27 protein-coding genes are annotated in these 25,878 nt (G+C 72.6%); 17 read left to right on the top strand and 10 right to left on the bottom strand.

Features of this window, described 5'->3' with window-relative positions:
• Positions 1-83: 83 nt before the first annotated feature.
• Positions 84-965, top strand: a complete 882-nt coding sequence (locus V6V47_RS13480) for a L,D-transpeptidase family protein (RefSeq protein ID WP_334628519.1) — start codon at positions 84-86, stop codon at positions 963-965.
• Positions 966-1,060: 95 nt separating this feature from the next.
• Positions 1,061-1,297, top strand: a complete 237-nt coding sequence (locus V6V47_RS13475; protein ID WP_334628518.1) for a hypothetical protein — start codon at positions 1,061-1,063, stop codon at positions 1,295-1,297.
• A gap of 34 nt (positions 1,298-1,331) precedes the next feature.
• Here V6V47_RS13475 and V6V47_RS13470 read toward each other — a convergent pair whose 3' ends face one another.
• Positions 1,332-3,818 (bottom strand): helicase-associated domain-containing protein, encoded by a 2,487-nt coding sequence (locus V6V47_RS13470; protein WP_334628517.1) that lies wholly within the window; start codon positions 3,816-3,818, stop codon positions 1,332-1,334.
• An 83-nt stretch (positions 3,819-3,901) separates the two neighbouring features.
• Here V6V47_RS13470 and V6V47_RS13465 point away from each other — a divergent pair, with 83 nt between their 5' ends.
• Positions 3,902-4,525: an HAD family hydrolase gene (locus V6V47_RS13465; protein WP_334628516.1), complete on the top strand. Its 624-nt coding sequence runs from the start codon at positions 3,902-3,904 to the stop codon at positions 4,523-4,525.
• Positions 4,526-4,553: 28 nt separating this feature from the next.
• Positions 4,554-4,940 carry a cold-shock protein gene (locus V6V47_RS13460; RefSeq protein WP_334628515.1) on the top strand — a complete coding sequence of 129 codons (387 nt, stop codon included), beginning with the start codon at positions 4,554-4,556 and terminating at the stop codon, positions 4,938-4,940.
• Here V6V47_RS13460 and V6V47_RS13455 read toward each other — a convergent pair.
• The 4 genes from V6V47_RS13455 to V6V47_RS13440 all read right to left on the bottom strand — a co-directional run bounded on the left by V6V47_RS13455 (position 4,901) and on the right by V6V47_RS13440 (position 8,930).
• Positions 4,901-5,731, bottom strand: coding sequence for a 1,4-dihydroxy-6-naphthoate synthase (locus tag V6V47_RS13455; RefSeq protein ID WP_334628514.1), 831 nt, complete (start codon positions 5,729-5,731; stop codon positions 4,901-4,903). The two genes, V6V47_RS13460 and V6V47_RS13455, sit on opposite strands and share 40 nt — an antisense overlap.
• Positions 5,732-5,812: 81 nt before the next feature.
• Positions 5,813-6,424 (bottom strand): hypothetical protein, encoded by a 612-nt coding sequence (locus V6V47_RS13450; RefSeq protein WP_334628513.1) that lies wholly within the window; start codon positions 6,422-6,424, stop codon positions 5,813-5,815.
• A 221-nt stretch (positions 6,425-6,645) separates the two neighbouring features.
• The gene (locus tag V6V47_RS13445; RefSeq protein ID WP_334628512.1) at positions 6,646-7,311 is read right to left on the bottom strand and encodes a futalosine hydrolase; all 666 of its coding nucleotides are present in this window, start codon (positions 7,309-7,311) and stop codon (positions 6,646-6,648) included.
• On the bottom strand, positions 7,308-8,930 hold the full coding sequence (locus tag V6V47_RS13440) for an MFS transporter (RefSeq protein ID WP_334628511.1): 1,623 nt from the start codon (positions 8,928-8,930) through the stop codon (positions 7,308-7,310). The genes V6V47_RS13445 and V6V47_RS13440 overlap by 4 nt, the downstream gene beginning before the upstream one ends.
• A gap of 88 nt (positions 8,931-9,018) precedes the next feature.
• Between V6V47_RS13440 and V6V47_RS13435 the strand changes: the two genes are divergently transcribed.
• Positions 9,019-9,858, top strand: a complete 840-nt coding sequence (locus V6V47_RS13435) for a DUF3027 domain-containing protein (protein ID WP_334628510.1) — start codon at positions 9,019-9,021, stop codon at positions 9,856-9,858.
• 36 nt (positions 9,859-9,894) lie between these two features.
• Here V6V47_RS13435 and V6V47_RS13430 read toward each other — a convergent pair whose 3' ends face one another.
• On the bottom strand, positions 9,895-10,140 hold the full coding sequence (locus V6V47_RS13430) for a DUF2530 domain-containing protein (protein ID WP_334628509.1): 246 nt from the start codon (positions 10,138-10,140) through the stop codon (positions 9,895-9,897).
• A gap of 92 nt (positions 10,141-10,232) precedes the next feature.
• Here V6V47_RS13430 and V6V47_RS13425 point away from each other — a divergent pair, with 92 nt between their 5' ends.
• The 5 genes from V6V47_RS13425 to thpR all read left to right on the top strand — a co-directional run bounded on the left by V6V47_RS13425 (position 10,233) and on the right by thpR (position 14,816).
• Positions 10,233-11,711: an NCS2 family permease gene (locus V6V47_RS13425; RefSeq protein WP_334628508.1), complete on the top strand. Its 1,479-nt coding sequence runs from the start codon at positions 10,233-10,235 to the stop codon at positions 11,709-11,711.
• A gap of 63 nt (positions 11,712-11,774) precedes the next feature.
• Positions 11,775-12,224 (top strand): MarR family winged helix-turn-helix transcriptional regulator, encoded by a 450-nt coding sequence (locus tag V6V47_RS13420; RefSeq protein ID WP_334628507.1) that lies wholly within the window; start codon positions 11,775-11,777, stop codon positions 12,222-12,224.
• A 72-nt stretch (positions 12,225-12,296) separates the two neighbouring features.
• The gene (locus V6V47_RS13415) at positions 12,297-13,580 is read left to right on the top strand and encodes an MFS transporter (protein WP_334628506.1); all 1,284 of its coding nucleotides are present in this window, start codon (positions 12,297-12,299) and stop codon (positions 13,578-13,580) included.
• 135 nt (positions 13,581-13,715) lie between these two features.
• On the top strand, positions 13,716-14,225 hold the full coding sequence (locus V6V47_RS13410; RefSeq protein ID WP_334628505.1) for a hypothetical protein: 510 nt from the start codon (positions 13,716-13,718) through the stop codon (positions 14,223-14,225).
• 12 nt (positions 14,226-14,237) lie between these two features.
• Positions 14,238-14,816, top strand: a complete 579-nt coding sequence (thpR, locus tag V6V47_RS13405; RefSeq protein ID WP_334628504.1) for an RNA 2',3'-cyclic phosphodiesterase — start codon at positions 14,238-14,240, stop codon at positions 14,814-14,816.
• Positions 14,817-14,954: 138 nt separating this feature from the next.
• Here thpR and sepH read toward each other — a convergent pair whose 3' ends face one another.
• From sepH to V6V47_RS13390, 3 genes are all read right to left on the bottom strand, one after another.
• On the bottom strand, positions 14,955-16,037 hold the full coding sequence (gene sepH, locus V6V47_RS13400; RefSeq protein WP_334628503.1) for a septation protein SepH: 1,083 nt from the start codon (positions 16,035-16,037) through the stop codon (positions 14,955-14,957).
• A 185-nt stretch (positions 16,038-16,222) separates the two neighbouring features.
• The gene (serC, locus tag V6V47_RS13395; RefSeq protein ID WP_334628502.1) at positions 16,223-17,350 is read right to left on the bottom strand and encodes a phosphoserine transaminase; all 1,128 of its coding nucleotides are present in this window, start codon (positions 17,348-17,350) and stop codon (positions 16,223-16,225) included.
• 233 nt (positions 17,351-17,583) lie between these two features.
• Positions 17,584-18,690: a citrate synthase 2 gene (locus V6V47_RS13390; protein ID WP_334628501.1), complete on the bottom strand. Its 1,107-nt coding sequence runs from the start codon at positions 18,688-18,690 to the stop codon at positions 17,584-17,586.
• Positions 18,691-18,971: 281 nt separating this feature from the next.
• Between V6V47_RS13390 and pdxH the strand changes: the two genes are divergently transcribed.
• The 7 genes from pdxH to V6V47_RS13355 all read left to right on the top strand — a co-directional run bounded on the left by pdxH (position 18,972) and on the right by V6V47_RS13355 (position 25,073).
• Positions 18,972-19,637, top strand: coding sequence for a pyridoxamine 5'-phosphate oxidase (pdxH, locus tag V6V47_RS13385; protein WP_334628539.1), 666 nt, complete (start codon positions 18,972-18,974; stop codon positions 19,635-19,637).
• On the top strand, positions 19,634-20,932 hold the full coding sequence (locus V6V47_RS13380; RefSeq protein ID WP_334628500.1) for an MFS transporter: 1,299 nt from the start codon (positions 19,634-19,636) through the stop codon (positions 20,930-20,932). The genes pdxH and V6V47_RS13380 overlap by 4 nt, the downstream gene beginning before the upstream one ends.
• An 18-nt stretch (positions 20,933-20,950) precedes the next feature.
• Positions 20,951-21,880 (top strand): aldose 1-epimerase family protein, encoded by a 930-nt coding sequence (locus V6V47_RS13375; protein WP_334628499.1) that lies wholly within the window; start codon positions 20,951-20,953, stop codon positions 21,878-21,880.
• Positions 21,880-22,482 carry a nitroreductase family protein gene (locus tag V6V47_RS13370; protein WP_334628498.1) on the top strand — a complete coding sequence of 201 codons (603 nt, stop codon included), beginning with the start codon at positions 21,880-21,882 and terminating at the stop codon, positions 22,480-22,482. The genes V6V47_RS13375 and V6V47_RS13370 overlap by 1 nt, the downstream gene beginning before the upstream one ends.
• A 188-nt stretch (positions 22,483-22,670) precedes the next feature.
• Positions 22,671-22,976, top strand: a complete 306-nt coding sequence (locus V6V47_RS13365) for a type II toxin-antitoxin system VapB family antitoxin (protein ID WP_334628497.1) — start codon at positions 22,671-22,673, stop codon at positions 22,974-22,976.
• Between the two features lie 44 nt (positions 22,977-23,020).
• Complete coding sequence (locus V6V47_RS13360) at positions 23,021-24,184, top strand: acyl-CoA dehydrogenase family protein (protein ID WP_334628496.1); 1,164 nt, start codon at positions 23,021-23,023, stop codon at positions 24,182-24,184.
• 100 nt (positions 24,185-24,284) lie between these two features.
• Positions 24,285-25,073 (top strand): DUF4230 domain-containing protein, encoded by a 789-nt coding sequence (locus tag V6V47_RS13355; RefSeq protein ID WP_334628495.1) that lies wholly within the window; start codon positions 24,285-24,287, stop codon positions 25,071-25,073.
• 372 nt (positions 25,074-25,445) lie between these two features.
• Here the strand turns inward: V6V47_RS13355 and V6V47_RS13350 are convergent, their stop codons facing one another.
• A complete protein-coding gene (locus tag V6V47_RS13350) occupies positions 25,446-25,655 on the bottom strand; it encodes a PspC domain-containing protein (protein WP_334628494.1) in 210 nt (69 codons plus the stop codon).
• Between the last annotated feature and the right edge of the window lie 223 nt (positions 25,656-25,878).

The raw sequence follows: 25,878 nt of genomic DNA, 5'->3' as shown, positions 1-25,878 counted from the left end.
TCGGAAGAAAGATGCTCACCGGACGCAACCGGCAGGGCACTTATAAACGTCTAGCAATGGGACGACTGTCCAGGGGAGGTTCCATGAGGCATGTCCGGATCACTTCTCGACTGGTCGCTCTGGTGGTGGTCACGCTGGTCGGCGCCGGTGCGTGCGCGTTCGATCCGCAGGCCGGCGGGGGTGGCGGCGGGGGAGCCGCCCCGGCAGGTGTAGCGGATGGTTCAACGGGGGCGAGCGACACAACCGGGCCCGACCAGCGTGACCAACCTGCCACGACCGCACCGACGCCGAAGCCCAGCCGCACGACGTCACCGAAGCCGGAGCGCAGCACGCCGCCGAAGCCGGCCACCAGCACCGTCGCGCCGGCGGCCGCCGGGTGCCCGCAGGGCGAGCAGCAACGAGCCGTGGAGACGTACCTGGCCCGGCTGGGCGGTTTCGGGACGGTGACCGTGGACGGCCGGCAGTCCGCCGCCGACTGCGCCGCCATCAAGAAGTTCCAGAAGCGGTACGGCATCCGCCCCGCCGAGGGTCGCGCCGGCCCCACCACGTACGACGTGGCCAAGCGGCTCGCCACCACCGACCCGGCCAGTTGCAAGGCCGGCTCGGGCACCACGTTCTGCGTGGACCTGACCCGCCAGACCGTCTGGGCCGTCCGGAGCGGCAAAGTGATCATGGCGCCGACGGTGACCCGGACCGGGATGTCCGGCTACCGCACGCCGTCCGGCACCTACAAGGTCAACTACCGCAATCCGAAGGAGTGGTCCGACCCGTACGAGGTGTGGCTGCCCTACTGGCAGCACTTCACCCAGGGCATGGGCTTCCACGAGACCACGACGTACCTGCACGAGAAGTCGATCGGGTCGCACGGCTGCGTCAACCTGCTGCACGTCGATGCCGTCCGGATGTGGGAGTTGGGCAAGGTCGGCACCAGGGTGGTGCTGATCGGCCGGCGCCCCGGCACCTGAGCGCCGCGTCGAATCGCGGGTTCAACCCCCTGTCGGACCGGTTCTGCGAGTGACACTCTTGGACTCCAGGGCCGGACCGGGCGGGGAGGCTGGGCATGACGGTCGACCGTGACGTGATCGCAGACCATGAACAGATACCACCCGACGAGGTGTCCGCGGCGACCGTGGCGGCGTACGTCGTCGCGGCGACGTTCCTCGTCGGGTGGTTCCTCTTCGGCTGGCTGATCCTGCGGCAGGGCTTCGTCGACTCGCTCGGTGAATCCGCCGGTGCCGGCTTCGCGTTGCTGCTGATCGTCTCGGTCGTCGGCACGTTCCGCCGTAGCCGCCGCTGAGCAGCGAGCGCTCGCGGCCCGGTGGTGCTCCCGGTCAGTCCGCCAGCACCGCCGCGGTGACCCGGTGCAGCGCGAAGGTGTGCAGCATCTCGGTCCGCTCGTCCTCGGCACGCAGGTAGCCGGCACCGATCGAGACCGGCTTGACCAGCCGGGACGCGGTTGCCCCGTGCGCGTCCACGTATCCCACCCAGACCAGCGCCCGGTCCCGGACGGCCTGCTGAAGCACGGCCAACGCCTCGCTGTGCGTGTGCGCCGGCACCGGGCCGCCGCCGAGCCCCGCCGCCCCGCCGCGCACCACCGCCGGTGCCCGCCGCGCCGCCCGCGCCGCCGCCTCACCCCGTCGGATGTGCTCCACCACCCCGAGCAGCCGCGGCATGGGCAGCTTCGGGGCGGCCAGCGGATCCAGCGTCCGGGTCATCACCGGTACGCGGGCCGGGGCCCGTCGGATCCGGGGCCGGGCCAGCACGATGCTGCCGCTCGCGTCCTCCGGCACCGGGGCGTACCCGGCGTCGCGCAGCGCGCCCAGCAGCCGACCGACCACGTACGGGGTGCTCAGCACCGTCGGGGCGAGCCGGCGCAGCGTGAGTGGCTCCAACCGCCGGTCGGCCAGCACCTCGGTGAGCAGCGCCTCGTCGTCGCTGCGCAGGTAGGCCCCGGCCGAGCCGACCCGTAGCCCGCCGTGCTTACGGGCCACGTCGTCCACCAGGTAGCTGAGCCCCTGCGGCACCGGCGTACGCGACCGCCGCCGGAACAGCTCGTGCAGGTCATCGGCCGAGTAGCCGGCGTCCAGCGCCCGCCGGATGCTCGCCGTGGTGACCCGGTGCACGCTGGCTCCGCCAGCCGACTCGGGCTCGGTCATCGCCTCCAACTCGGCGGCGAGCCCCGGCTCGGGTGGCCCGGGCACCACGACGGTCAGGTCGGCCTGCACCAGAAAGTGGTCGACCGGGGCGGGCAGCAGCGCGTCCAGTGCCCGGGCGGCGCTGGACGGGTCGCCGCTCTCGACGTCCGCCTGCAGCCCGAGCGGGTCCTCGCCACCGCGCTCGTCGGCCGAGGTCAGGTCGGCCAGCAGCAGCCGACCGTACGAGGTGAGCGCACCCAGGCCGGTCACGCCGAGCTGGGCCGCCTCGGCCAGCACCTCCCGGTGGGCGGCCTCCCGGCCCCGGCTGCGTCGTGGCGCCCGCCAGTCCAGCAGGTCCTGCACCTCCTCCGCGGTGGGCGCGGTGGCCGGTTCCAGGTCGGCGAGCACACCCAGCACGACCCGCCGGGTGGCCGTCGCGCCGGCCCGCTCGGCCTCGGCGGAGAGCGCGGCGATCGGCCGGTCCCGGTCGTCGCGCCGGCCGACCAGCCCGACCTGTCGGGTCATGGTCAGCCACGCCCGGGCCAACTGCTCCCAGCGCTGGGCCAGCGATGCGGCGCGCCACACCTCGTACCCGCCGGTCGGCAGCACCTGCTGGTCCGCCCCGTACCGGGTGGTGGTCGCCCCGGGCAGCTCCATCTCGCCGGCGAGACCCGCCGCGTACGCCACCTCGAGCAGCAGTGCGGTGGTCGGCTCGTCCAGCCCGGCGGTGCGAGCCAGCCGGCGCAGGTCGCGGACACCGATGCCGCCCGAGCGCAGCACCGGCGCTGGTTCGGCGGCAAGCTGCTCCAGCAGCCCTTCGGTGTGCCGGACCACCTCCATGGTCTGCCCAGCGCCGGCCGAGTCGACCGCCTTCGCCTCACGCGGCGCGGCGGCGACCGGCGGCGGGCTGGTGCGCAGCGGCCCCAGCGGGCCGCTGTCCCGACGCAGCAGCAGGCCGACCTCGCGGGGCAGCTCCACCGTGCCGCTGGTCGTCGACGAGCCGGCGGAGACGGGCACCAGCAGCCGGTTGTCGACCAGCCAGCGCACCGGCGAGCCGGTCGGCGCGCCACCGTTGGTCGGGTCGGAGAGCACGGCGTCGTCCGCGCCGAGCGGCGGTGCCTGCAACGCGCCCGGGGGCACGCTGCCGACCGGCGGTCCGGCGGCCAGCCGATCCAGGATCGCCCGGGCCGACGGGGGTGCGGCGAGCAGCGTCCGCCGCAGCTTCGCCGGGTCCGCGCAGAGCGCGGCCGTCCGCGGGTCCAGCTCGTCGGCCGGCCGGCCAAGCCCGGCAGGGTACGGGGACACTTCGTCGACGGCCGGGGCCACCTCAAGGGCGTGCTCCGGGCCGTACAGCAGGAAGAGAGCGCGCAGCCGGTCGACGGCGGCCCGGACGGCCGTCGGCGCTGGCGGGCGTGGCCCGGCGGTCGCCATGGCGAGCACCGCCTCGGTGGCCGTGGTGCCGTCACCCGCGACCCGGGTGAGGCGGGCGGCGTCGAGGATCTGAAGGGTGAACTGGTCCAGTCCGTCCAGCGCGCGGGCCACCGAGACCCGGGACTGGGCCCGGTTGGCCAGGGCGGAGACGTCGGCGGGCACGGGCACGACGAGGTCGGGCCGCAGCTGGAGGAGCGCGGCCAGCGCCTCGTCGGGGAGCGACCGCAGGTGGTCGGCGAGTGAGGTGGTCATCGTCGTTCCACGCTAGCCCGGGACCGGGGCATCGCGCCCCTCGGACGTCCGGCCGACTGGGAGTCGCGGGTACGTTTCTCGGCATGCCCGCACTGACTGTCGGATTCGACCTCGACATGACCCTGGTCGACTCCCGCCCCGGCATCGCCGCGACCTTCCGGGCGCTGACCGCCCGGACCGGCGTGCCGGTGGACGCTGAGCTGGCGGTGTCGCGGATCGGCCCGCCGCTGCGTACCGAGCTCGCCTACTGGTTCCCGCCCGAGCAGGTCGAGTCGGCCGTGCACACGTACCGCGAGCTGTACCCGGCGTACGCGATCACGCCGACCCTGCCGCTGCCCGGCGCGCGGGTGGCGATCGACGCGATCCGCGCCCGGGGCGGCCGGGTGCTGGTAGTCACCGCCAAGCTCGGCCGGCTGGCCCGGCTGCACCTGGAGCACCTCGGCCTCGCGGTCGACGAGCTGGCCGGTGACCTGTTCGCCGAGGGCAAGGCCGTCGCCCTGCGACAGTACGACGCCACGCACTACGTCGGGGATCACGTCGCCGACATGCTGGCGGCCGGGGCGGCCGGGGTCCCCGGAATCGCCGTCGCCACCGGGCCGTGCTCCCCGGAGGAGCTGCGCGCGGCGGGGGCGGAGGTGGTGTTGAACGATCTCACCGAATTCCCAGCGGCGCTCGACGGCATGATCCAGCTAGCCTTGGAGCAGTAGACGGTTCAAGTGAAGCAGGGGTTCTCAGGTGCCTACGGGTCGAGTGAAGTGGTACGACACGGCCAAGGGTTATGGCTTCGTCACCAGTGACGAGGGTGGCGACGTGTTTCTGCCCAAGGGCGCGCTACCGGCCGGGGTCACCGAGCTCAAGGGTGGTCAGCGGGTCGATTTCAGCGTGGTGGACAGCCGCCGGGGCGCGCAGGCCATGGGGGTCAAGCTGCTGGACGCGCCGCCGTCGGTGGCGGAGCTGCGCCGCCGGCCAGCCGAGGAGTTGCACGGCCTCGTCGAGGACATGATCAAGGTGCTGGAGGCGAAGGTCCAGCCCGACCTGCGTCGGGGCCGGTACCCGGACCGGAAGGCCGCCCAGAAGATCGCTCAGCTGGTCCACGCGGTCGCGCGCGAGCTGGAGGTCTGAGGCGTCAGCCCGGCGTCGGCGGCCCGGTCGAGCAGCGCCGCCACGGCGGCGAAGCCGGCCTCGCCCAGGTCTGCGGTGAACTCGTTGACGTAGAGGTCGATGTGCCGGTCCACCACGTCGAGTTCCATCTCCTGGGCGTGCGCCAGCACGTACTCCCGGCTGGCCGTCGGGTCGGCCCAGGCCTGGCGGACCGACTCGCGGACCCAGCCGGCGGCGGCCTCCGGGTCCACCGCGCCACGCCGGGCCAGGATCGCGCCGAGGGGGATGGGCAGGCCGGTGTCGGCCTCCCACCACTCGCCGAGGTCGACCAGCGAGGTCAGGCCGTGCCGGTGGTAGGTGAACCGAGCCTCGTGGATGACCAGCCCAGCGTCGTAGCGGCCGGCCGCGACGCCGGGCATGATCTCGTTGAACGGGACGACCTCGATCCGGGCCGGCGGACGCCCCGCCGACCAGAGCCGGAACAGCAGGTACGCGGTGGTCCGGTCACCCGGCACGGCGACCGTGGCGCCGGTCAGGTCGGTGCGGTCACCCTTGGTGAGCACCAGTGGCCCGCATCCGCGACCGAGCGCGCCACCGCAGGGCAGCAGGTGGTAGTCGTCGAGCAGCCAGGGCAGCGCCGCGAAGCTCACCTTCACCAGGTCGAACGCCCCCCGCTCGGCGGCCGTGTTGGTGACGTCCACGTCGGCGTACGTCACCTCGACCGGCGGAGCGCCATCCACCCGCCCGTGCACCAGGGCGTGGAAGACGAAGGTGTCGTTGGGGCAGGGAGAGATCGCCAGGGAGAGCGCCACGCCCCCACGGTAGCCCCGCCCGCGCGGCGCCCTCCGCGCCCACCCCGCCCACTGTGACGCGCAACCGGCGGGGCAATTACCTCACTGCACCATCTTCAGCAGGGCGTGCGCCGCGGTCAGCGTGTACGGCTTGCGTTTTCCGCTGGTCGCCGGCAGCTCCACCACCACGGTCAGATCGCTGACGTGGGCCATCGGCACCGTCTGCGACTCGACGAAGCGGGCCGTCCCCCCGACCGGGATCGGGGTGTCCCCGTCCACGCTCAAGGCCTTCTGTGTCCGCTCCGCCGGGTCCGCGTACTTCGGACCGGTCACGGCGGCGGCCTCGATCATCTTCTCCCCGTAGCGGAGGATCAGTTGTCGTGACGACGGGGGCACCGGCAGCGCCACTGTGCCGCCGTTGTGGACCTCCAGCGTCATCCGCACGATCGCCCGCGTCTTGGGCACGTCGACACCCCACGAGCTCGGGACCCGTTCGAGGGCCACCAACTTCGCGGTCAGCCCGTCGGGCCAGACGGCGATGTCGGTGGCCGGCCCCGCCGTCGCTCCCGGCGATGCGCTCGGCTCTCCGGCGACACCGGACGCGGTCGACGTCACGACCGGCGTCGGCGCGGCCGCCGGCTTGTCGTCGCCGGAGCAGCCCGCTCCGAACACGGCCAAAACAGCAACAACCGCGACACTTCTCAGAACACGCATCAACCCAGGATCAACCACACGGTGTGCGCTGGTAGTCACCGACACACCTCATCGGGCCCCTTACCTGCGGAAACGGTCTGCTGCCCGCTTCAGCGAAGCCGCAGAGGCGTCCGTCCACCGACCCGAGGGGTTGTCCACAGGGTTATCCACAGCTCCCGCCTGAGTGTTGATAACTCGAGGATGGCCCGGAAGCATCGGTCCATACAGCTGAGCGGCCTGGGTCAGCGCAGGGCCGGGGCAGCCGTGGTCAGGGCGGCGAGCGCCTCGCGTAGCCGCCAGGCGTCCCGGTCCCGAGGGCCGATCGGGTTGGAGATGGTCCGCAGTTCGGCGAAGGGCACCCCGGCCTGCGCCGCGGCGACCGCCACTCCATAGCCCTCCATGGCCTCGGCGACCGCCTCCGGGTGCCGCCGGCGCAGCTCCTCGGTGCTGGCGGCGGTGCCGGTGACCGTGCTGACCGTGAGCACCGGGCCGGCCGTGGCGGCCGGCAGGGCGGCCCGCAGCGCCGCGAGCAGTCGCGGGTCGGCCGGCACCACGCTGCCGCCGCCGAGCAACGCGGGTGGCATTCCCAGCTCGTCGACGGGGATGAACCCATCCGGGGACTCGGCGCCCAGGTCGGCGGCGATGCTGGCGGTGCCGAGGACGGTGTCGCCGACCGCGACGCGCCCGGCGAAGCCGCCGGCGACGCCGGCGCTGACCACCGCGCGGTACGGGCTGCCGGCCGCTTCGGCCAGCGCCAGCAGTCGGGCGGTGGCGGCACCGGCCACGGCCGGGCCAACCCCGACCGGGGCCACGGTCACGGCGGTGTCGCTCCCGGTGGCGGCTGTCAAACCGGCCCGGATCGCGTCCGCCTCGGCCGGCACCGCGGTCACCACCAGCAGGCCGGTCACGAGAGGGGCCCGGGGGATTCCCGGCGGGTCTCGTCGTCCACGCCACCGCCCTTGCCACCGACGGCCGAGGACGAGGGGCGGTAGATGTGGAAGCCCGGCGGGGCGAGCCCCGGGTCGTCGTAGCTCCTCGAGCTGGTGGGGCTCGGCGCCGGTGAGGTCGGCGTCGGATCTTCGGCCCGGTCGCCCGTCGGCCCGTCGTCCGCCGGCTCGTCGACGGTCAGCTCGTCGTCACCCAGCGGCCGGCCGGCCAGCTTCTCCGCGCGCAGCCGGCCCGCCACCAGCACGCCACGGGCGGCGGCCAGGACGCCCACCCCGGCGGCGACCGCGATGCCGGTCCGGCCGTCGAACGGGACCAGCCCGAGCCCTCCGCCGGCGACGAAGGCGAGCATCAGCGCCGTCTCCGAGTGAGCGAAGGAACTGGCCCGCAGCCGCTCCGGGATGCGCTCCTGGATCGAGGCGTCCACCGCCAGCTTGGCCACCCCGCTGGCCAGCGCGGCGACCAGGCAGAGCAGGGCGACCAGGGGCAGGGAGAACTGGATGACGGCGAGGACGGCCACCCCGGCCACGATGACCATGCTGCTGGACTGGATGGCGGTCGGCCGGTGGATGCGCAGCCGGGTGCCGACCGCGGTGGCCAGGAAGGTGCCGACCGCGAGCGCGCCACCGACCAGGCCCAGCGCCCACTCGGCACCCAGATCGCGCCCGAACACGACGGTGGTCAGGTCGCCCTTTTTGATCGCGAAGGCGAGGAACAGCAGCAGGAAGCCGTAGACCGCGCGCAGGGTCGCGGCGCCGATCAGGGTGGCGATCACCAGCCGACCCGACGGTCGACCCCGACCCAGCGGCCGCTCGCCCCGGTTGCGGCCGAGCGCGCGCAGTGGCCGGGGGACCCGCTCCGGTGGCTCGGAGTCCGCCTTCGGCGGCAGCCGCAGGGAGATCACCATGCTGACCAGGAAGATCACCGATGCGACCCGGAGCGGCCACTGCGGGCCGAACCAGAACGCGGCCAGCCCGATCGGCGCCACCAGCGCGCCCGCCACCGTGCCGTAGACGCTGGCCCGGGCACCCACCTGGGACAGGCCGAGCCCTTCGGGCAACAGCCGGGGCACCGCCGCCGACCGGGCCACGCCGTACGCCCGGGACAGGGCGAGCACCCCGAAGGCGGCCGGATAGAGCCCGAACCCGTGGATGTAGTCGCTGATCAACCAGGCCAGAAACGCTCGGCCGAGCATGGTGGCGGCCAGGGCGTACCGCCGGCCGTGCCGGAAGTGGTCCAGCAGCGGGCCCACCACGGGAGCGAGCATCGCGAACGGCACCATGGTGACGAGCAGGTAGAGCGCGACCTTGCTGCGCGCCTCGCCCAGCGGCACGTTGAAGAAGATCGTCCCGGCCAGGCCGATGGCGATCAGCGTGTCACCAGCGCAGGAGAGGGCGTGCAGGTCGAAGAGGCGGACCATGCCGACCTCGCCGCCGGCGCCCCGCGCTCGGGCCCGGCCGGCCCGGCGGGTCACCCAGCGGCCGCTGCCCACCGAACCACGCAGGAGCAGGCGGATGGCGCGGATGCCGGTGCCGACGGTCCGCCCGAGGACGGATCGCCCAGAGCGGGAGTACGACGGCATGTTCACCATCCTCGCCCATCTGATCCAGGTACGCCGCACCAGTGCGGGGAAAGGTTCCCCGGGAGTCCCTGTCACGCCTACCGGGCGCATGGGGAACAATGGTGAAGTGACCAGGCCCGCATCCACCCGCGCCGCCCGCCTCGACCAGGTCTGCGCAGCCGCCATCGACGTGGCTCGCGCCGGCATCACCGAGGTGGACGCCGATGACGTCGGCGACCACCTGCAGGTCGTGGCCGAGGGCGAACGGCTGGTCACCCACTACTTCGAGTGCCTGCTCGCCGGCTACCGCGGCTGGCGTTGGGCGGTCACCGTCACCCGGGTGGCGCGCAGCCGTACGGTGACCATCTGCGAGACGGTGCTGCTCCCCAGCCCGGACGCGCTGCTCGCACCGGGGTGGCTGCCCTGGCAGGAGCGGCTCAAGCCCGGTGACCTCGGCCCAGGTGACCTGCTGCCGACCTCCCCGGACGACGAGCGACTCGCCCCCGGTTACCTGCTCTCCGACGACCCGGCGGTCGAGGAGACGGCCTGGGAGCTGGGCCTCGGTCGGGCCCGAGTGCTCTCCCGGGAGGGCCGCGCCGACGCTGCGCAGCGCTGGTACGACGGTGACCACGGTCCCACCGCGGCCATCTCCGCCGCGGCTCCGGCCGCCGCCCGGTGCGGCACCTGCGGCTTCTACCTGCCGCTGGCCGGTGCGCTGCGGCAGGGCTTCGGCGCGTGCGGCAACTTCTACGCCCCCGACGACGGCCGGGTGGTGACCGCCGACCACGGCTGCGGCGCCCACTCCGAGACGCTGATCGAGGCGGGCGAGACCGCAGTCGAGGAGCTGCCCACGGTGTACGACGACAGCGCCGTGGAGGCCATGTCGGTCAGCCGTGCACCGGGGTCGGTGGAGACCGCCGAGCCGGCGGAGCCGTACGGGCACTCCTGACCGGCCGCGCCGGTTGTTCCGGCGCACCCGCTCGGGTCAGTTGGCGCGGCGGCGGCGTCGGTTGGCGTCGTGCCGCATCATCGTGGCGAGACCAGGGAAGCCCCACAGAAAACCGGCCAGGCAGGTCCAGAGCCAATTCTGGTGATGGTGGTCGGTCAGCCAACCCCGGAAGAAAATCAACAGGATGAGCCCGGCCACCGCCCACGCGATCAGCCCAGCGACGGCGAAGGGCACCATCGGGGGGTCCAGCGGCTCGGGCCGCGGCGGCTGGTCGTTCGGCACCCAGCAAGCGTACGCGATCTCCTTCTTCCCCTGCCGACCAGCGATCTGGGACGATGCGCCCGACAACCGGAAGATCACCCTGCGAGGACCCGATGGCAGTAGCGCCGCCCGAGACCGGCCCACGACCCGACCCTGCTCGCCCGCGTAACGGCTTCGACCGGTTCTTCGAGATCTCCGCCCGCGGGTCGACGGTGAGCCGCGAGGTACGCGGCGGCCTGGCCACCTTCTTCACGATGGCGTACATCGTGGTGCTCAATCCGTTGATCCTGGGTGGCGCCGTCGACGGTGACGGCAAGACGCTGCCGATCCCGGCGCTGGCTGCGGCGACCGCGCTGGTCGCCGGCCTGATGACCATCCTGATGGGAGTGGTCGGCCGGTTCCCGCTGGCGCTCGCCGCCGGTCTGGGCGTCAACGCCCTGGTGGCGTACGAAATCGCTCCGGAGATGACCTGGGCCGACGCGATGGGCCTGGTGGTGATCGAGGGTGTGATCATCGCGGTGCTGGTGCTGACCGGTCTGCGGACCGCGGTGTTCCGCTCGGTGCCGACCCAGATGAAGACGGCGATCGGGGTGGGCATCGGCCTCTTCCTGACGATCATCGGTCTGGTGGACGCCGGCTTCGTCCGGCGCATCCCGGACGCGGCCAACACCACCGTCCCGGTCGGCCTGGGCATCGGCGGCAAGTTGGTGAGCTGGCCGACGCTGGTCTTCGTGGTGGGTCTGCTGGTCACGCTGGTGCTGGTGGTGCGGCGGGTGAGGGGTGCGATTCTGATCGGCATCCTCGCCTCGACCGTCCTCGCGTTGATCGTGGAGGCGGTCGGCAACATCGGCCCGTCCTTCGTCGACGGGAAGCCCAACCCGAAGGGCTGGTCGCTGAACGTCCCGGAGCTGCCGAAGACGATCGTGGACCTGCCGGACCTGTCGTTGCTCGGCAAGTTCAACGTGCTCGACTCGTGGGGTCGGGCAGGCTGGCTGGTCGTGCTGATGTTCGTCTTCACCCTGCTGATCACGGACTTCTTCGACACGATGGGCACGATGGTCGCGGTCGGCCAGGAGGGCGGCCTGCTCGACGAGAGCGGCACCCCGCCGAGGGCCAAGGAGATCCTGCTCGTCGACTCGATCGCCGCTGCTGCCGGCGGCGCGGCCAGCACCTCCAGCAACACGTCGTACATCGAGAGTGCCGCCGGTGTCGCGGAGGGCGCCCGGACCGGGGCGGCCAACCTGGTCACCGGCGCGCTCTTCCTGCTCGCGATGTTCCTGGCGCCGCTGGTCGTGGTCGTGCCGTTCGAGGCGGCGTCGACGGCCCTGGTGGTGGTCGGTTTCCTGATGATGACGGCGGTGCGGACGATCGACTGGTCCGACTACGAGATCGCCATTCCGGCGTTCCTCACCATCGTGCTGATGCCGTTCACCTACTCGATCTCCAACGGGATCGGCGCCGGCCTGATCACCTTCGTGGTGGTCAAGCTGGCCAAGGGAAAGGCCCGGGAGGTCCACCCTCTGCTGTACGGGGTGGCGGCGCTCTTCGTGCTGTACTTCCTGCGCGGGCCCATCGAGTCCCTGGTGCTCTGACCCCCTCGTGAGTCTGGTCATATCGGATGTCGTTAGCCAGGCTCATTAGTTAGGCTAACTATCGTGACGGAGCGGACGGTGACGGCGAAACGCGTGCCACCGGCGCAGCTGGCCCCCCAGCTGCGTGATGCGATCACCCGACTCAACCGGCGGGTCCGGCAGGCCCGGCCGGTCGGCGACCTCACGGTCACCCAGGTCTCGGCACTCACCAGCCTTCGGCTGGCGGGTGCCTTGACGCCCCGGGAACTGGCCGATGTCGAACGGGTGCAGCCGCCGACGATGACCAAGATCGTCGGGAAGTTGGAGGACCGCGGCCTCGTGCAGCGGACCCCCCATCCGACCGACGGCCGGCAGGTCATCCTCGCGGCGACCGAAGGGGGAGAGGCCGTGCTCGACCAGTTCGAGCGGGCCCGCGATGAGTGGCTGGCCCATCGGCTGGCCGATCTCACCGAGGACGAACGGGAGACCCTGCACAGGGCCGCCGGGATTCTTCAGCAGCTCGCTCGCGCCTGAGCCGCGCCCGCGCCACCGGGCCCGTGCCGTCACGTGTCGATGACGCGTACGTCCGGAGGAGGCGCACCAAGAGTGCAGGCCAAGCTGAGCACGATGTTCCAGTCCCTAACGGTCCGCAACTACCGGCTCTTCGCATCCGGGCAACTGATCAAACTGATCGGCGTCTGGATGATGTTCATCGCCCAGGACTGGCTCGTCCTCGAGCTCTCCAACAACTCGGCCACCGCGCTCGGCGTGGTCACCGCCTGTCAGTTCACCCCGGTGCTGCTGCTCACGCTGCTCTCCGGGCGGCTCGCCGACCGGTACGACAAGCGGGTGCTGCTCTTCGCCGCCAACACGTTCTGGAGCCTGCTGGCGCTCGGCATGTCCCTGCTGGTCCTCACCGACCTGGTGCAGCTCTGGCACGTCTTCGCCTTCGCCGCTCTGCTCGGTACGGCCAACGCGGTGGAGACCCCGGTCCGGCAGGCGTTCGTCTCCGAACTGGTCGGCACGCCGCTGCTGCCGAACGCGCTGTCGCTGAACGCCGCCGTGTTCAACTCCGCCCGGATCGTCGGCCCGGCCGTGGCCGGCCTGGCCATCGCCGCGTTCGACGTGGGCCCGGTCTTCCTCTTCACCGCTGTCAGCTCCATCGCGCCCCTGGTCAACGTGGTCCGGATGCGTACAGCCGAGCTGCACCGCGACGCCCTGCTGCCGCGCGACGAGCGGGCGTCCGCCCGGGTCGTCGACGGTCTGCGGTACGTGTGGCGTCGCCCCGACCTGCTGCTGCCGATGGCGATCATGTCGGTGATCGGCATGTCGCTGTTCAACTTCCAGCTCACCCTGGCCGCGCTGGCGAAAACGGTCTTCCACACCGGTGCGGCCTCCTTCGGCCTGTTCAGCACGGCGCTGGCCGTCGGCGCGCTCGGTGGCGCGCTCAGCGGCACCGGTCGGCGTAGCCGCCCGTCGGTGTGGCTGGTGCTCGGAGCGGCGATCGCCTGCGCCAGCTTCGGCACCCTGGTCGGCCTCTCCTCGGCGTACTGGCTGGTCGTGGCGCTGCTGGTGCCGACCGGCTTCTGCATGGTCTTCTTCGCCCAGGCCGCCAACCAGCGGATCCAGATGGGCGTCGACGCGGCCTTCCGGGGACGGGTGATGGCCCTGTGGGTGCTGGTGTTCCTGGGCACCAACCCGGTCGGCGCGCCGCTGATCGGCTGGGTCGCGGAGCACTACGGTGCCGGTGCCAGCATCTGGATGGGTGGGCTCATCTCGCTGGCCGCCGCGGTGATCGCCCTCACCTGGCAGCTCCGCCATTCCGGTGCCCGGCTGCGCTTCCGGGTGCTGCCGATGCCCCGCTTCTACGTCACCTCCGCCGACTGCTGAAAGCCCTGGACCGGCCCCTCGCCCTGTCGGCGGGGGGCCGCCCGGTCCCCCTACCCGGCCGCGTCTCGTTGAGCGGATGGCGCGGATGCGGCGAAAGTGGTGGCGAGCCGGCACGATGGGGCTTAGCGTCGATATGTGGGAGTCGGACGCGCGCTGATGCTGGCCCTGGCGTTCCTCGCCGTGGCCAGCCTCCCGGCGGCCTTCGCCCTGCTCTTCTGCGCCGACGAAATCCTGGACCGGGTGGTCTGCGGCTGGTCCGAGTGGCGGGAACGTCGGCGCGAACGTCGTACGATCGCCCGTCTCGACCGCGCCATCGAAGCCGACGCGCTGACCCGGGACATCGACCTCAGCGAGTTCGACCGCACCGATCGGCGACCTCTGGAACAGCTCGCCGCCGACCTGCGCCGCCTCGGCGGCCAGCGGCTGGGCGGCACCGGCCGGTCGATGGTCTGGCACGGCGCGGTCCTCCAGGCGTACGACGACCGGCTCCGGCTGGCCTGCCGCGCCCTCGGCATCACCGAGCACCTCGGCGAGCTGGACGGCGTCGACCAGGAGATCGAGCGGGTCCGGGTGGAGGGCGTCCTGCACGCCGCCGGGCTTGCCCTCCCGGCGGCCCGGGCCGGGCACCGGCAGCGGCACCGCTGAAAGGCCCGGCGCTTGCGGCTCTTCGTGGCGGTCTACCCTCCCGCCGAGGCGGTCGCCCACCTCGTTGCACCCCTCGCCCGGCTGCGACTCAGCGCGGCGGCGGCCACCGGCACCAACGTCCGCCTCGCCGACCCCACCCACCTGCACCTCACCCTGGCCTTCCTCGGTGCGGTCGAGGCGGTCCGGCTGGTCGAGGTGGAGAGCGCACTCGGCCTGGCCGCCGAGGAGTTCCGCGACAGCCGGCACGCCTTGCCGCGGCTGAGTCTCGGTGGCGGCGGCCTGTTCGGCCAGGGCCGGCCCAGCGTGCTCTGGGTGGACCTGCGCGGTGACGTCGAGGAGCTGCACGTGCTGGCAGGGCTGATCCGGGCCCGGCTCCGGCGCGCCCGCCTGCCGTACGACGACAGGCCCCTCCGGCCGCACCTCACCGTCGCCCGGCCCGGCGACCGGGTCGACGCGGCGGACGTCGAGGCCGACCGGGCCACCCTGGACGACTACCAGGGGCCAGAGTGGCCGGCGACCGAGCTGCTCTTGGTGCGCAGCCACCTCGGCCCCGAACCGCGCTACGAGCGCGTCGCGGCCTGGCCGCTCTGACTCTCGTGGCGGGGGTGATCGAGGCGAGGTCGGCGAGGTGGGCGTATCGGCGGCGGGGAATGCCCCCGTATCGCCGGCACGGAGTCGATCAACCGCATGCGCCAGCCCGTCGCTGCCAGCCTTGCGGATCCTGCAGCGTCAGGAGGACTCGCGCGCTGCCGGGCCGCTGCCGAAGAGGACGTCGTCCCAGCTCGGCAGCCGCTTACGGGGCTTGCCGTTGGCGTCGGTGGACTCGCCGCCGGCGGCAGCCGCCGCCGCACCCGTCCGGCGGGGCCGGAGCACCGCCAGCGACGGCACGGCCGGCACCTCCTTGGGCACGTCCGCGTCGTCGTCGAAGGCCGACCCCTGGCCGCCGCCGAGCAGCGCCGCAGCGCCACCGCCGACCGGCCGCTGCCGGGGCGCGTCCGAACCGGCCAGGGCAGCCGGGGTACGCGGCTCCAGGCCGCGACCCGACGAGGCGCCGAGCGGGCGGTCCAGTGAGGCGAGCAGGGCGTCCCGACCGGCCCGGATCGGATCCCGGCCCGGGCGCGGGTGCTCGGACGCCGCCGGCAGCCCGTGCCCACCACGACTCGGCTCGCCGCGTGACGGACCGGGCAGGGCGTGACCGCCCCGCTCCGGTGCCGGCTCCTGGCCGAGGATCGGTGTCGGACGCTCGGCGCACAGGTACTGCGCCATGTCGTCGTGCGGCGCGACCGCCTGCCGCGTCTTGTCCATGTCCCAGATGGCCTGGGCGGTGGCCTTGCCGGACGGCCAGGTGGCGACGATCCGCCAGGTGCCGTCATCGCGCCGGAACGCATCCCAGGAGATCTTCTCCGTGTCGATGCCGTGCTGGCTCAGCCGGCCGTTGACGACCTCGGCGAGCGGGGTGGCCTTTTCCGCGCCCTTGAGCCGGGTGCGTCGAGCGTGCTGGGCGAGCATCGCCCGCTCCTGGAGCACCGGGCCGGCGTAGCGCAGCACCCGGTCGACCGGCACCCCGGCGATCCGCGCGACATCCTCGGCGGACTCACCGGAGCGGATGCGGGCCTGGATGTCCCGGGGCGAGAGGGAGGGGATCGGGTCGACGGTGCTCGGAGCCACCGCGAGCGGCGGGGCACCCGGTTCGGGGTGCATCACGCCGGCGATCCGCTCGTCGATCGGCAGGGCGAGCAGGCGCCCAACCTCGTCGGCGAGCACCAGAGCCTGGCCGTCCTCGGAGAGGGCGACGAAGCGTACTGGGCGCATAGCGTTGCCTCCGTCCCGCTTCGCTGGCCGCACGCCACGAGTCGGCCACCCAGGCGTCTCGCACCACCGTACGCGCATCTGCCACGGGGTGGGGGAAGCGACACCCGGCATGTCGTGACTGAGCTGCAAGGATGATCACGTTCGGTGTCCACCGGGGCCCCGACGGACACCGAACGTGACGATCCTCAGAGGCGGTCGACCACGTAGTCGATGGACGCGGTCAGCGCCTCGACGTCAGCCGGCTCGATGGCCGGGAACAGCGCGACCCGCAGTTGGTTGCGGCCGAGCTTGCGGTACGGCTCAGTGTCCACGATGCCGTTGGCACGCAGCGCCCTGGCGATCGCGGTGGCGTCCACCCCGTCGGCGAAGTCGATGGTGGCGACCACGTTGGACCGCAGTGCCGGGTCGGTGACGAACGGAGTGGCCACCGTGGACTGCTCGGCCCAGCCGTACACCGTCGCGGCGCTCTCCGCGGTGCGCTTGGCCGCCCAGGACAGGCCGCCCTGCGCGTTCATCCAGTCGGTCTGCTCGGCGGCCAGGAAGATGGTGGCCAGCGCCGGGGTGTTGTACGTCTGCTCCAACCGCGAGTTGTCGATCGCGGTGACCAGGTCGAGGAAGGCCGGGATGTACCGGCCGGACGCCTTGATCTCGGCGGCCCGGTCCAGCGCGGCCGGCGACATCAGGGCCAGCCAGAGACCACCGTCGGAGCCGAAGCACTTCTGCGGTGCGAAGTAGTAGACGTCGGTCTCGCCGACGTTGACGTCGAGGCCACCGGCGCCGGAGGTGGCGTCGACCAGCAGCAGCGCGCCCTCGTCGACCCCGGGCACCCGGCTGATCGGCACGGCCACACCGGTCGAGGTCTCGTTGTGCGGCGTCGCGTAGACGTCCACGCCGGCCTCGGCGACCAGGGTCGGCGCGCTGCCCGCGTCGGCCTTGCGGACGGTCGGCTCGCCCAGGAACGGGGCGTCCTTGACCGACTTGGCGAACTTGGCGCCGAACTCGCCGAAGCTGGCGAACTGCGCCCGGTCCCGGATCAGACCGAAGGTGGCGACCTCCCAGAACGCGGTGGTGCCGCCGTTGCCGATCACCACCTCGTAACCCTCGGGCAGGGAGAAGAACTCGGCGAGGCCGGCGCGCAGCCGGGCCACCTGGTCGCGGACCGTCTTCTGCCGGTGCGAGGTGCCCAGGAAGCTCGTGGCCACCTCGGCGAGAGCGGACACCGCCGCTGGACGGACCTTGGACGGGCCGCAGCCGAAGCGTCCGTCGGCGGGCTTGATCTCATCGGGGATCCGGATGATCGGTGCGTCAGCCACGGTGTTGAAGATCCTTCCGCATGGGCGAGGGCGGGGCCCGGTCAGAGGGCTCGGGGGATCCACGGCGGGCCGGGATCCGTACCGGCGATCCGGCGACACTGCCGGCCCTCATCCTCGCACCCGACCCGGACGCCCCGATCGCTGGTCCCACGACCACCCGTGAGGCGTACGCCACAGCGGCCGGACGCGACGGAGCCCCGGCCGGATGGCCGGGGCTCCGTCGGAGGTACGCGTCAGACGCCGTGCGGGATGGCCGCCCAACCCTCGACCTCGGACGGCTTGCGGGTCTCCGGGCCGACGTAGCGGGCGGACGGGCGGACCAGCCGCTGGAGCCGCTTCTGCTCCAGGATGTGCGCGCTCCAGCCGCCCATCCGGGCGCAGGTGAACATCGAGGTGAACATGTGCGCCGGCACCTCGGCGAAGTCGAGCACCACGGCCGACCAAAACTCGACGTTGGTGGCCAGCACCCGGTCCGGGCGGCGGGCCTGGAGCTCGGCCAGGGCGGCCTTCTCCAGCGCCTCGGCGATCTCGAAGCGCGGCGCGCCCAACTCCTTGGCGGTGCGTCGGAGCACGCGGGCGCGCGGGTCCTCCGCCCGGTAGACCCGGTGGCCGAAGCCCATCAGCCGCTCGCCGCGGTCCAGGACGCCCTTGACGTAGCCCTCCGCGTCACCGCTGCGCTCCACGGCCTCCAGCATGCTGAGCACCCGGGACGGGGCGCCGCCGTGCAGCGGGCCGGAGAGGGCGCCGATGCCCGACGAGATGCAGGCCGCCGCGTCCGCCCCGGTGGAGGCGACGATGCGGGCGGTGAAGGTGGACGCGTTCAGGCCGTGCTCGGCGGCCGAGATGAAGTACGCGTCGACGGCCTTGACGTGCCGCGGGTCGGGCTCACCGCGCCAGCGCTTCATGAACCGCTCGACGATGGTCTGCGCCTTGTCGATCTCCTTCTGCGGCACCGCCGGCAGGCCGAGGCCCCGGGCGGACTGGGCGACGAAGGAGAGCGCGGTCACCGAGACCCGGGCCAGGTCCTCGCGGGCCTGCTCGTCGGAGATGTCCAGCAGTTGGCTGAGCCCCCAGTACGGGGCCAGCATGGCGACCGCGGACTGCACGTCGACCCGGATGTCACCGGAGTGCACCGGCACCGGGAACGGCTCCGCCGGCGGCAGGCCCGGCCCGAAGCGGCCGTCGACCAGCAGCGCCCACACGTTGCCGAACGAGACCTGGCCGATCAGGTCTTCGATGTCGACCCCGCGATAACGAAGTGCGCCACCCTCACGGTCGGGTTCGGCGATCTCGGTCTCGAAGGCGACGACGCCCTCCAGTCCGGGTTTGAAATCGGCCATGTCGCTCTCCTGGATCTGGTCGGTGCGCCCGGTCAGGCTCATCCGGCCCGATCGGCCGAGCGCCTTAGGCGACCCTCAGGGGTGTGTTCGGAACATCTTGCCTGCTGAGTAACCGGATACGCGACCCACCGCGACTGTGCTGCATACAACATCCCCGGACGCGCATTCTCTCCGCCGCTCGGTGAGACTGGGCGGTGCGGGCTGGCCAGCGCGGGAGGGCGTCGGCGGGGCCGTTGAGGAGGAATAGGAACGTGACGGGCGACACACCTGCCCCGGCCGCGATGCGTAACGAGTACGCGGCGGACCTGGGCCTGACCGAAGCTGACCTGGCCGCCGACTGGCACGCCCAGTTCGAGCGCTGGTTCGCCGACGCGGTGGCCTTCGGGCTGACCGAACCCAACGCGATGGTGGTGGGCACCGCCGACGCCGCCGGCCGGCCGAGCGGGCGGACGGTGCTGCTGAAGGGGTACGACCCGGACGGCTTCGTCTTCTTCACCAACCACCTGTCCCGCAAGGGTGTCGAAGCGGCTGGCAACCCGTACGCCAGCCTGGTCTTCCCGTGGTTCCCGATGCAGCGTCAGGTGGTGGTCACCGGGCGTATCGAGCCGGTCGACCGGGCGACCACCGAGGAGTACTTCGCCAGCCGCCCCCGCGGCTCCCAGCTCGGTGCCTGGGCCAGCCCGCAGTCGCAGGTCGTGCCGGACCGGGCCGCGTTGGAGGACAACTACCGGGTGGCGGCCGAGCGGTTCGCCGACGCGAGCGCCATCCCCGCCCCGCCGCAGTGGGGCGGCCTGCGGGTGCGGCCCGACTCGGTGGAGTTCTGGCAGGGCCGGGCCGGTCGGCTGCACGACCGGCTCCGTTTCCGCCGGGCGGACGAGGGCGACCCCAGCGACGACGGCGACCGTGCCGGCGTCGCTGGCTGGATCGTCGAGCGGCTGGCGCCGTGACGGGCGTACAGGAGACCCGACCGCGCGGAGCGCGCCGCTGGGCGATCGACGTGCGGCCGCTCGGCGTACCGGCGTACCGGCGCCTCTGGCTCGGCAACACCGTGGCGATGTTCGGCTTCCAGTTCACGGCCGTCGCGGTGCCGGTGGAGATGTACGCGCTGACCCGGGACTCGTTCTGGGTCGGCCTGCTGGGCGTGGCTGCCTTCGTACCCCTGCTGGTCTTCGGGCTCTGGGGCGGCGCGGTGGCCGACGCCCGCGACCGCCGTTCGGTGCTGCTCGGCGGGTCGGTGCTGCTCTGGGCGTCCACCCTCGGGCTGCTGGTCCAGGCGCTGTTGAACGTGGGCAGCCCGGTGCTGCTGCTGGCGCTGATGGCGGTGCAGTCGGTGGCGTTCGCCATCAGCTCGCCGGCCCGCAGCGCCATGCTGCCCCGGCTGGTGCCGGACGACCTGGTGCCGGCCGCCAGCACCCTGAACTACACGACCTTCACCGCCGCCTCGGTGGCCGGCCCGCTTGCCGCCGGCCTGATCCTCGCCGCCTCGCCGCGCACCGAGGTGGTCCTGCCGATCGCGTACGGCGTGGACGCCGTGCTGTTCACCGCGATGCTCTGGGCCGCGCTGCGCCTGCCCCCGCTGCCACCGGAGCCGACCGCCGACGGTCAGGCCCGCCGTGCCGGCCTGGCCAGCGTGCTCGACGGTTTCCGCTACCTGGCCACCACGCCGGTGCTGCTGCTCTCCTTCGGGGTGGACCTGATCGCCATGATCCTGGCCATGCCACGGGCGCTGTTCCCGGAGATCGCCAGCGAGCGGTTCGGTGGCGGCGGCGCGGTCGGCTGGCTCTACAGCGCCATCGCGATCGGGTCGATGATCGGCGGATTGACCTCCGGCTGGATCGGTCGACTCCGCCGGCAGGGGCTCGGCCTGGTGGTCGCGGTGGTCGCCTGGGGCATCGCCATCGCCGCGGCCGGGCTGGCCCACCAGCTCTGGCTGATGGTCCTGCTGCTCGCCGTGGCCGGTGCCGCCGACCTGGTCAGCGCGGTCCTGCGCCAGTCCATGATGCTGGTGTACGCGCCGGACCGGATGCGTGGCCGGCTCCAGGGCGTCAACACGGTGGTGGTCGCCGGCGGCCCGCGCCTGGGCGACCTGCGGGCCGGCACCATGGCCGCCGGGTTCGGTGGCGGGGTGGCCTGGGTGGCCGGCGGTCTCGCGTCGGCGGTGCTCGTGGTGGTGCTCGCGGTCGCCTTCCCGGCGCTGCTGCGCTACCGGGCCGCGACGTCGTCGAGCGGCGACCGAACGTGACCAGTTAGGGTCGCCGGCATGGAAAGCCCCGACCAGCGCCCGCCCTCCGGCGCCCAGTGGACCATCTCCGCCGCCGGCCACGAGGCCGTCATCGTGGAGGTGGGCGGCGGGGTACGGACCTACCGGCACGACGGTGTCGACCTGCTCGACGGGTACCAGGAGGACGAGGTCTGCCCCGGCTGCGCCGGGCAGGTGCTGGCGCCGTGGCCGAACCGGATCAGGGACGGCCGCTACGCGTTCGGGGACCGGACGCACCAGCTCCCGCTCACCGAGCCGGAGCGGCACGTGGCCATCCACGGGCTGGTCAACTGGGTGCCGTGGCGGTTGCTGGAGCAGTCGGCGGACGCGGTGACGGTCGGCTACGACCTGCCGCCGCAGCCCGGCTATCCGTGGCCGCTGCGGCTGCGCAGCCGGTGGAGCGTGGGCCCGGACGGGCTGCGCGCCGAGCACGAGGTGACCAACACCGGCGGTGAGCCGGCGCCGTTCGGCTTCTCCGTACACCCGTACCTGCAGTTGCCGGGCGTCGCGGTGGATGACCTGACCATGCGGCTGCCGACCCGGCTCCGGCTGCTGGTGGACGGGCGTCTGCTGCCGGTCGGTGCGACCCCGGTGGCCGGCACCGAGTACGACTGGACCAGCCCACGCCGGATCGGCGGCGCCCAGCTCGACCTCTGCTTCGGCGGCGTGATCGCCGACGCGGACGGCGGCTCGTCGGTGAGCCTCACCGCGCCGGACGGTTCGGCCGGCGTCAGCCTCTGGGCCGACCGGGAGTTCGGTTGGTGGCAGGTGTTCACCGGGGACGCGCTCACTGGCGAGCGGCACCGCCGCTCGGTGGCGATCGAGCCGATGACCTGCCCGCCGGACGCGTTCCGCTCGGGCAAGGACCTGCTCACGCTCAAGCCCGGTGCGACCTGGCGGGGCGCCTGGGGCGTCCGGCCCGGGGCCTGATGGAGTTCGCCGAGGTCGTCCGGCGCCGCCGGATGGTGCGCAACTACGACCCGGACCGCCCGGTCCCGCCCGATGTTGTGGACCGGCTGCTCGACCACGCGGTGCGTGCGCCGTCGGCCGGGTTCGCCCAGGGCTGGGGTTTCCTGGTGCTGGAGGAGGCGGCCGACCGAGAGCGGTTCTGGGCCGCCACCACACCGGACGGTGGTGGGCGGGACCGCTGGCTGGCCGGGATGCGCCGGGCACCGCTGATCGTGGTGCCGCACGCCAACGAGTCGGCCTATCTCGACCGGTACGCGGAGCCGGACAAGGGCTGGGCGGACCGGTCGACGGACCGCTGGCCGGTGCCCTACTGGCACGTGGACACCGGTTTCGCCGCGCTGCTGATGTTGCTCACCGCGGTGGACGAGGGGCTCGGGGCGTGTTTCTTCGGCATCCCACCGCAGCGGTTGGCCGCCTACCGGGACGCGTTCGGCGTGCCGGCGGAGTACCAGCCCATCGGTGCCGTCACAATCGGTTACCGGGCAGCCGACCATCGGTCACCGTCGCTGCGCAGAGGGCGCCGTCCCGTGGACGAAGTGGTCCGTCGCGGTCGGTGGAGCTGAGCATGATGCCCCGTTCGTCCGGTTGAGGATCGGACGAGCGGTAGCGAAACTGACATCAGGGAGCAGAACGCAGTGTGCGCAGGGCGGCTAGGCTGGCACGGTCATTGGTGCCGCGCCGCGCGGCGCCCGCCGCGACTCGGCTTGGATGCCGTCGGTCGGCCGGGCCACGGGGAGGGGAGCGTGCCGTCGTGATCTTCAGAGCGGTCCGGGACGGGCGTCCCTATCCGGAGCACAACCTGACGCTCAAGCAGTGGGCGGAGATCCCGCCGAGGCCACTGCGGCTGGACCAGATGATCACCACCAAGCGTGAGCTGGCACTGGACAAGCTGCTCGCCGAGGACTCCACCTTCTATGGCGATCTCTTTCCGCACGTGGTGCAGTGGAACGGTGGTCTCTATCTGGAGGACGGGCTGCACCGGGCTTTGCGGGCCGCTCTGCAGCAGCGCAACCAGATCCACGCCCGGGTGCTGGTGCTCGCCGAGCCGGTCGAGTGAAGCGACCACGCCCAGCGGCCTGAGTCTTCGTTAAGGTGGCGTTCATGACCGCTCCGCTCGACCTGCTCGACCTGGACCCGTCGCTCACCGAGGAGGAGCGGCAGATCCGGGACGTCGTCCGCCAGCTCCTCGACGACCGGGTCCGTCCCGACGTCGCCGACTGGTACGAGGAGGGCCGGGTGCCCGCCCGGGAGCTGGCCCGCGAGTTCGGCAAGCTCGGGCTGCTCGGCATGCACCTGAGCGGTTACGGCTGCGCCGGTGCCTCGGCGGTCGCGTACGGCTTGGCCTGCCAGGAGTTGGAGGCCGCCGACTCCGGCGTCCGCTCACTGGTCTCGGTGCAGGGTTCGCTGGCCATGTACGCGATCTGGCGCTACGGCAGCGAGGAGCAGAAGCAGCGCTGGCTGCCGTCGATGGCGACCGGCGAGGCGATCGGCTGCTTCGGCCTGACCGAACCGGACCACGGCTCCGACCCGGCGTCGATGGCCACCCGGGCCCGCCGCGACGGCGACGACTGGGTGCTCACCGGCGGGAAGATGTGGATCACCAATGCGCCGATCGCCGACGTCGGCGTGATCTGGGCGCGCACCGACGCCGGCGTGCGGGGTTTCGCCGTACCGATGGACACCCCCGGTGTCACGGCCCGCGAGATCCGTCGCAAGATGTCGCTGCGGGCGTCGGTGACCGGCGAGATCGTGCTGGACGACGTCCGGCTCCCGGCGGACGCCCAACTGCCCGAGGCGGTCGGGCTCAAGGCCCCGCTGAGCTGCCTCACCGAGGCCCGGTTCGGCATCGTCTGGGGTGCCGTCGGCGCCGCCCGGGACTGCCTGGAGACCACCCTGGCGTACGCCACCACCCGCACGCAGTTCGGCCGCCCGTTGGCCGGCTTCCAGCTCACCCAGGCCAAGCTCGCCGACATGGCCGTCGAGCTGGTGAAGGCGCAGCTGCTCGCGTTGCACCTGGGCCGGCTCGCCGACGCCGGTCGACTGCGGCCCGACCAGGTCAGCGTGGGCAAGCTCAACAACGTACGGGAGGCCCTCTCCATCGCCCGGCAGTGCCGCACCATCCTCGGCGCCAACGGCGTCTCCGGGGAGTACCCGGTGATGCGGCACGCCAACAACCTGGAGAGCGTGCTGACGTACGAGGGCACCTCGGAGATCCACCAGCTGGTCGTCGGGCAGCGGCTCACCGGCGTTTCCGCCTTCGCCTGACCTGCACGTTTGCGCATTCCGGGCGCTCAGCGCGCGACTGTCGTACGAGGGCCGTACCGTCATTGTTTAGACGACGTGTCTGACGAGGACGGTGAACGTGATGGCCCGCGATGCTGGCGTCAACGAGCCCACGAGGGAGTTCCCCGGTTACCCGACCGGCGAAGACCTCAAGGAGCGGTCGGCCGCGACACCCGAGCCGACCACGGACACACCGGGTGGCTCCGACGGCCCGAGGCCGAGCGGCCCCGGTGGCCCGACCCGCAGCCTGCTCTGGCTGCTCGGCGCCGCCGCGCTGGCCGTGGTGGTGCTGCTCGGTGTGCAGGCGACCGGCTTCCTGCCGGATTTCCGAAACCCGTTCGCCAAGGAGCAGACCGATCGCAGTCAGCCGCCGCTGCTGAAGTCGATCCAGGACCTCAGCCGCTACGTGGCCGCCGAGGGCAACTTCCAGGTCGTGGTCGACACCCAGAACGACCGGCGCAACGTTCCGGATTTCCTGCTCAACGAACGCACCCTGTTCGTCGGGGCGGGCAGCGTCGAGGCGTACGTCGACTTCGCCAAGATCGGTGACGGTGCCATCGTCCAGTCCGCGGACGGCAAGTCGGTCGAGATCAAGCTGCCCGCGCCGCAGTTCGGCGAGACCAACCTCGACCTGGAGAAGAGCTACGTCTTCGCCGAGCAGCGCGGCCTGCTCAACCGGCTGGGCGACCTGGTCGGCAACGATCCCAACCGGCAGCAGCAGGTCTACCAGCTCGCCGAGGAACGGATCACCGCCGCCGCCCGGGACAGCGGGCTCGCCGCCCGCGCGGAGGAAAACACCCGCAAGATGCTGGAGGGGCTGCTGCGCTCCCTCGGCTACCAGCAGATCACGGTCACCTACACCGCCCCCTGACCCACGGCCCGTCCCGGGCCGCCCGACACGACGAAGCGCCCGCCCCGACAGTGTCGGGACGGGCGCTTCGCGCTGCGCCGCCGGGTTGCGCTGCGCCGCCGGGCTGCGCTGCGCCGCCGGGCTGCCCCCGGGCCCAGCGTCGGACTGTCCCGCCCCGCCCTGCGCTGTTCCCCCGCCGCGGTGGCCCGCAAGATCTGCTCAACATCAGGGATGTTGCTGTCTCCGGCGGTCGTGAGGCAGCAGTATCCCTGAAGTTGCGGCCTGGATCTCGGGTGTCCCGGAGGTGGCGGGGCGGGGCATTGTGGGGCGGGGCGTTGCGGGCCCGGGGCCGACGTCGGCGGGGCCGACGTCGGCGGGTCAGTGGCCGGTCAGTCAGTGGCCGGTGGAGGCCAGGTAGCGGTCCTCGTTCGGCATGAGGATCCAGAGGATCAGGTAGACGATCACCTGGGTGCCGGGCAGCAGCAGCGACAGCAGGAACAGCAGCCGGACCATCCCGGCGGACATGCCGAACCGTCGACCGAGGCCGGCGCAGACACCGGCGAGCATGCGCCCCTCACGGGGCCGGACCAGTTTGCGACTCATCGTCGTACTCCCACTCTGCGGCGGTGCGCCGCGTCTGTAATCCACGGTAGGCAGGGGCGGCCACCTCTCCCTCGGTCCCGAGGAGGATCGGCGACCCGTGGACCCGTAGGTGCTTACCCGTGCGGCGGCCCGCCGACGCACACCGAACCCGCCGCGTCGCGCAATCCGGCCTCCGGCCGAGCCGTCGCCTCCGGCTCGGCTCGGCTCGGGGGGATCGCGCTCG

It is taken from the genome of Micromonospora sp. CPCC 205539, assembly GCF_036906815.1.
Classification (GTDB): domain Bacteria; phylum Actinomycetota; class Actinomycetes; order Mycobacteriales; family Micromonosporaceae; genus Micromonospora.
Note: the sequence above shows the minus strand (reverse complement) of the source record. Positions and strands in the feature narration are given on the sequence as shown.

What these genes read in the sequence shown, in the direction of transcription:
- V6V47_RS13370 (WP_334628498.1), top strand. Translation starts at nt 21,880, where the DNA reads ATGGAGTTCGCCGAGGTCGTCCGGCGCCGCCGGATGGTGCGCAACTAC.
- pdxH (WP_334628539.1), top strand. Translation starts at nt 18,972, where the DNA reads ATGCGTAACGAGTACGCGGCGGACCTGGGCCTGACCGAAGCTGACCTG.
- V6V47_RS13390 (WP_334628501.1), bottom strand. Translation starts at nt 18,690, where the DNA reads ATGGCCGATTTCAAACCCGGACTGGAGGGCGTCGTCGCCTTCGAGACC.
- V6V47_RS13350 (WP_334628494.1), bottom strand. Translation starts at nt 25,655, where the DNA reads ATGAGTCGCAAACTGGTCCGGCCCCGTGAGGGGCGCATGCTCGCCGGT.
- sepH (WP_334628503.1), bottom strand. Translation starts at nt 16,037, where the DNA reads ATGCGCCCAGTACGCTTCGTCGCCCTCTCCGAGGACGGCCAGGCTCTG.
- V6V47_RS13475 (WP_334628518.1), top strand. Translation starts at nt 1,061, where the DNA reads ATGACGGTCGACCGTGACGTGATCGCAGACCATGAACAGATACCACCC.
- V6V47_RS13440 (WP_334628511.1), bottom strand. Translation starts at nt 8,930, where the DNA reads ATGCCGTCGTACTCCCGCTCTGGGCGATCCGTCCTCGGGCGGACCGTC.
- V6V47_RS13375 (WP_334628499.1), top strand. Translation starts at nt 20,951, where the DNA reads ATGGAAAGCCCCGACCAGCGCCCGCCCTCCGGCGCCCAGTGGACCATC.
- V6V47_RS13360 (WP_334628496.1), top strand. Translation starts at nt 23,021, where the DNA reads ATGACCGCTCCGCTCGACCTGCTCGACCTGGACCCGTCGCTCACCGAG.
- V6V47_RS13450 (WP_334628513.1), bottom strand. Translation starts at nt 6,424, where the DNA reads ATGCGTGTTCTGAGAAGTGTCGCGGTTGTTGCTGTTTTGGCCGTGTTC.
- V6V47_RS13480 (WP_334628519.1), top strand. Translation starts at nt 84, where the DNA reads ATGAGGCATGTCCGGATCACTTCTCGACTGGTCGCTCTGGTGGTGGTC.
- V6V47_RS13435 (WP_334628510.1), top strand. Translation starts at nt 9,019, where the DNA reads ATGGGGAACAATGGTGAAGTGACCAGGCCCGCATCCACCCGCGCCGCC.
- V6V47_RS13355 (WP_334628495.1), top strand. Translation starts at nt 24,285, where the DNA reads ATGGCCCGCGATGCTGGCGTCAACGAGCCCACGAGGGAGTTCCCCGGT.
- V6V47_RS13465 (WP_334628516.1), top strand. Translation starts at nt 3,902, where the DNA reads ATGCCCGCACTGACTGTCGGATTCGACCTCGACATGACCCTGGTCGAC.
- V6V47_RS13470 (WP_334628517.1), bottom strand. Translation starts at nt 3,818, where the DNA reads ATGACCACCTCACTCGCCGACCACCTGCGGTCGCTCCCCGACGAGGCG.
- V6V47_RS13425 (WP_334628508.1), top strand. Translation starts at nt 10,233, where the DNA reads ATGGCAGTAGCGCCGCCCGAGACCGGCCCACGACCCGACCCTGCTCGC.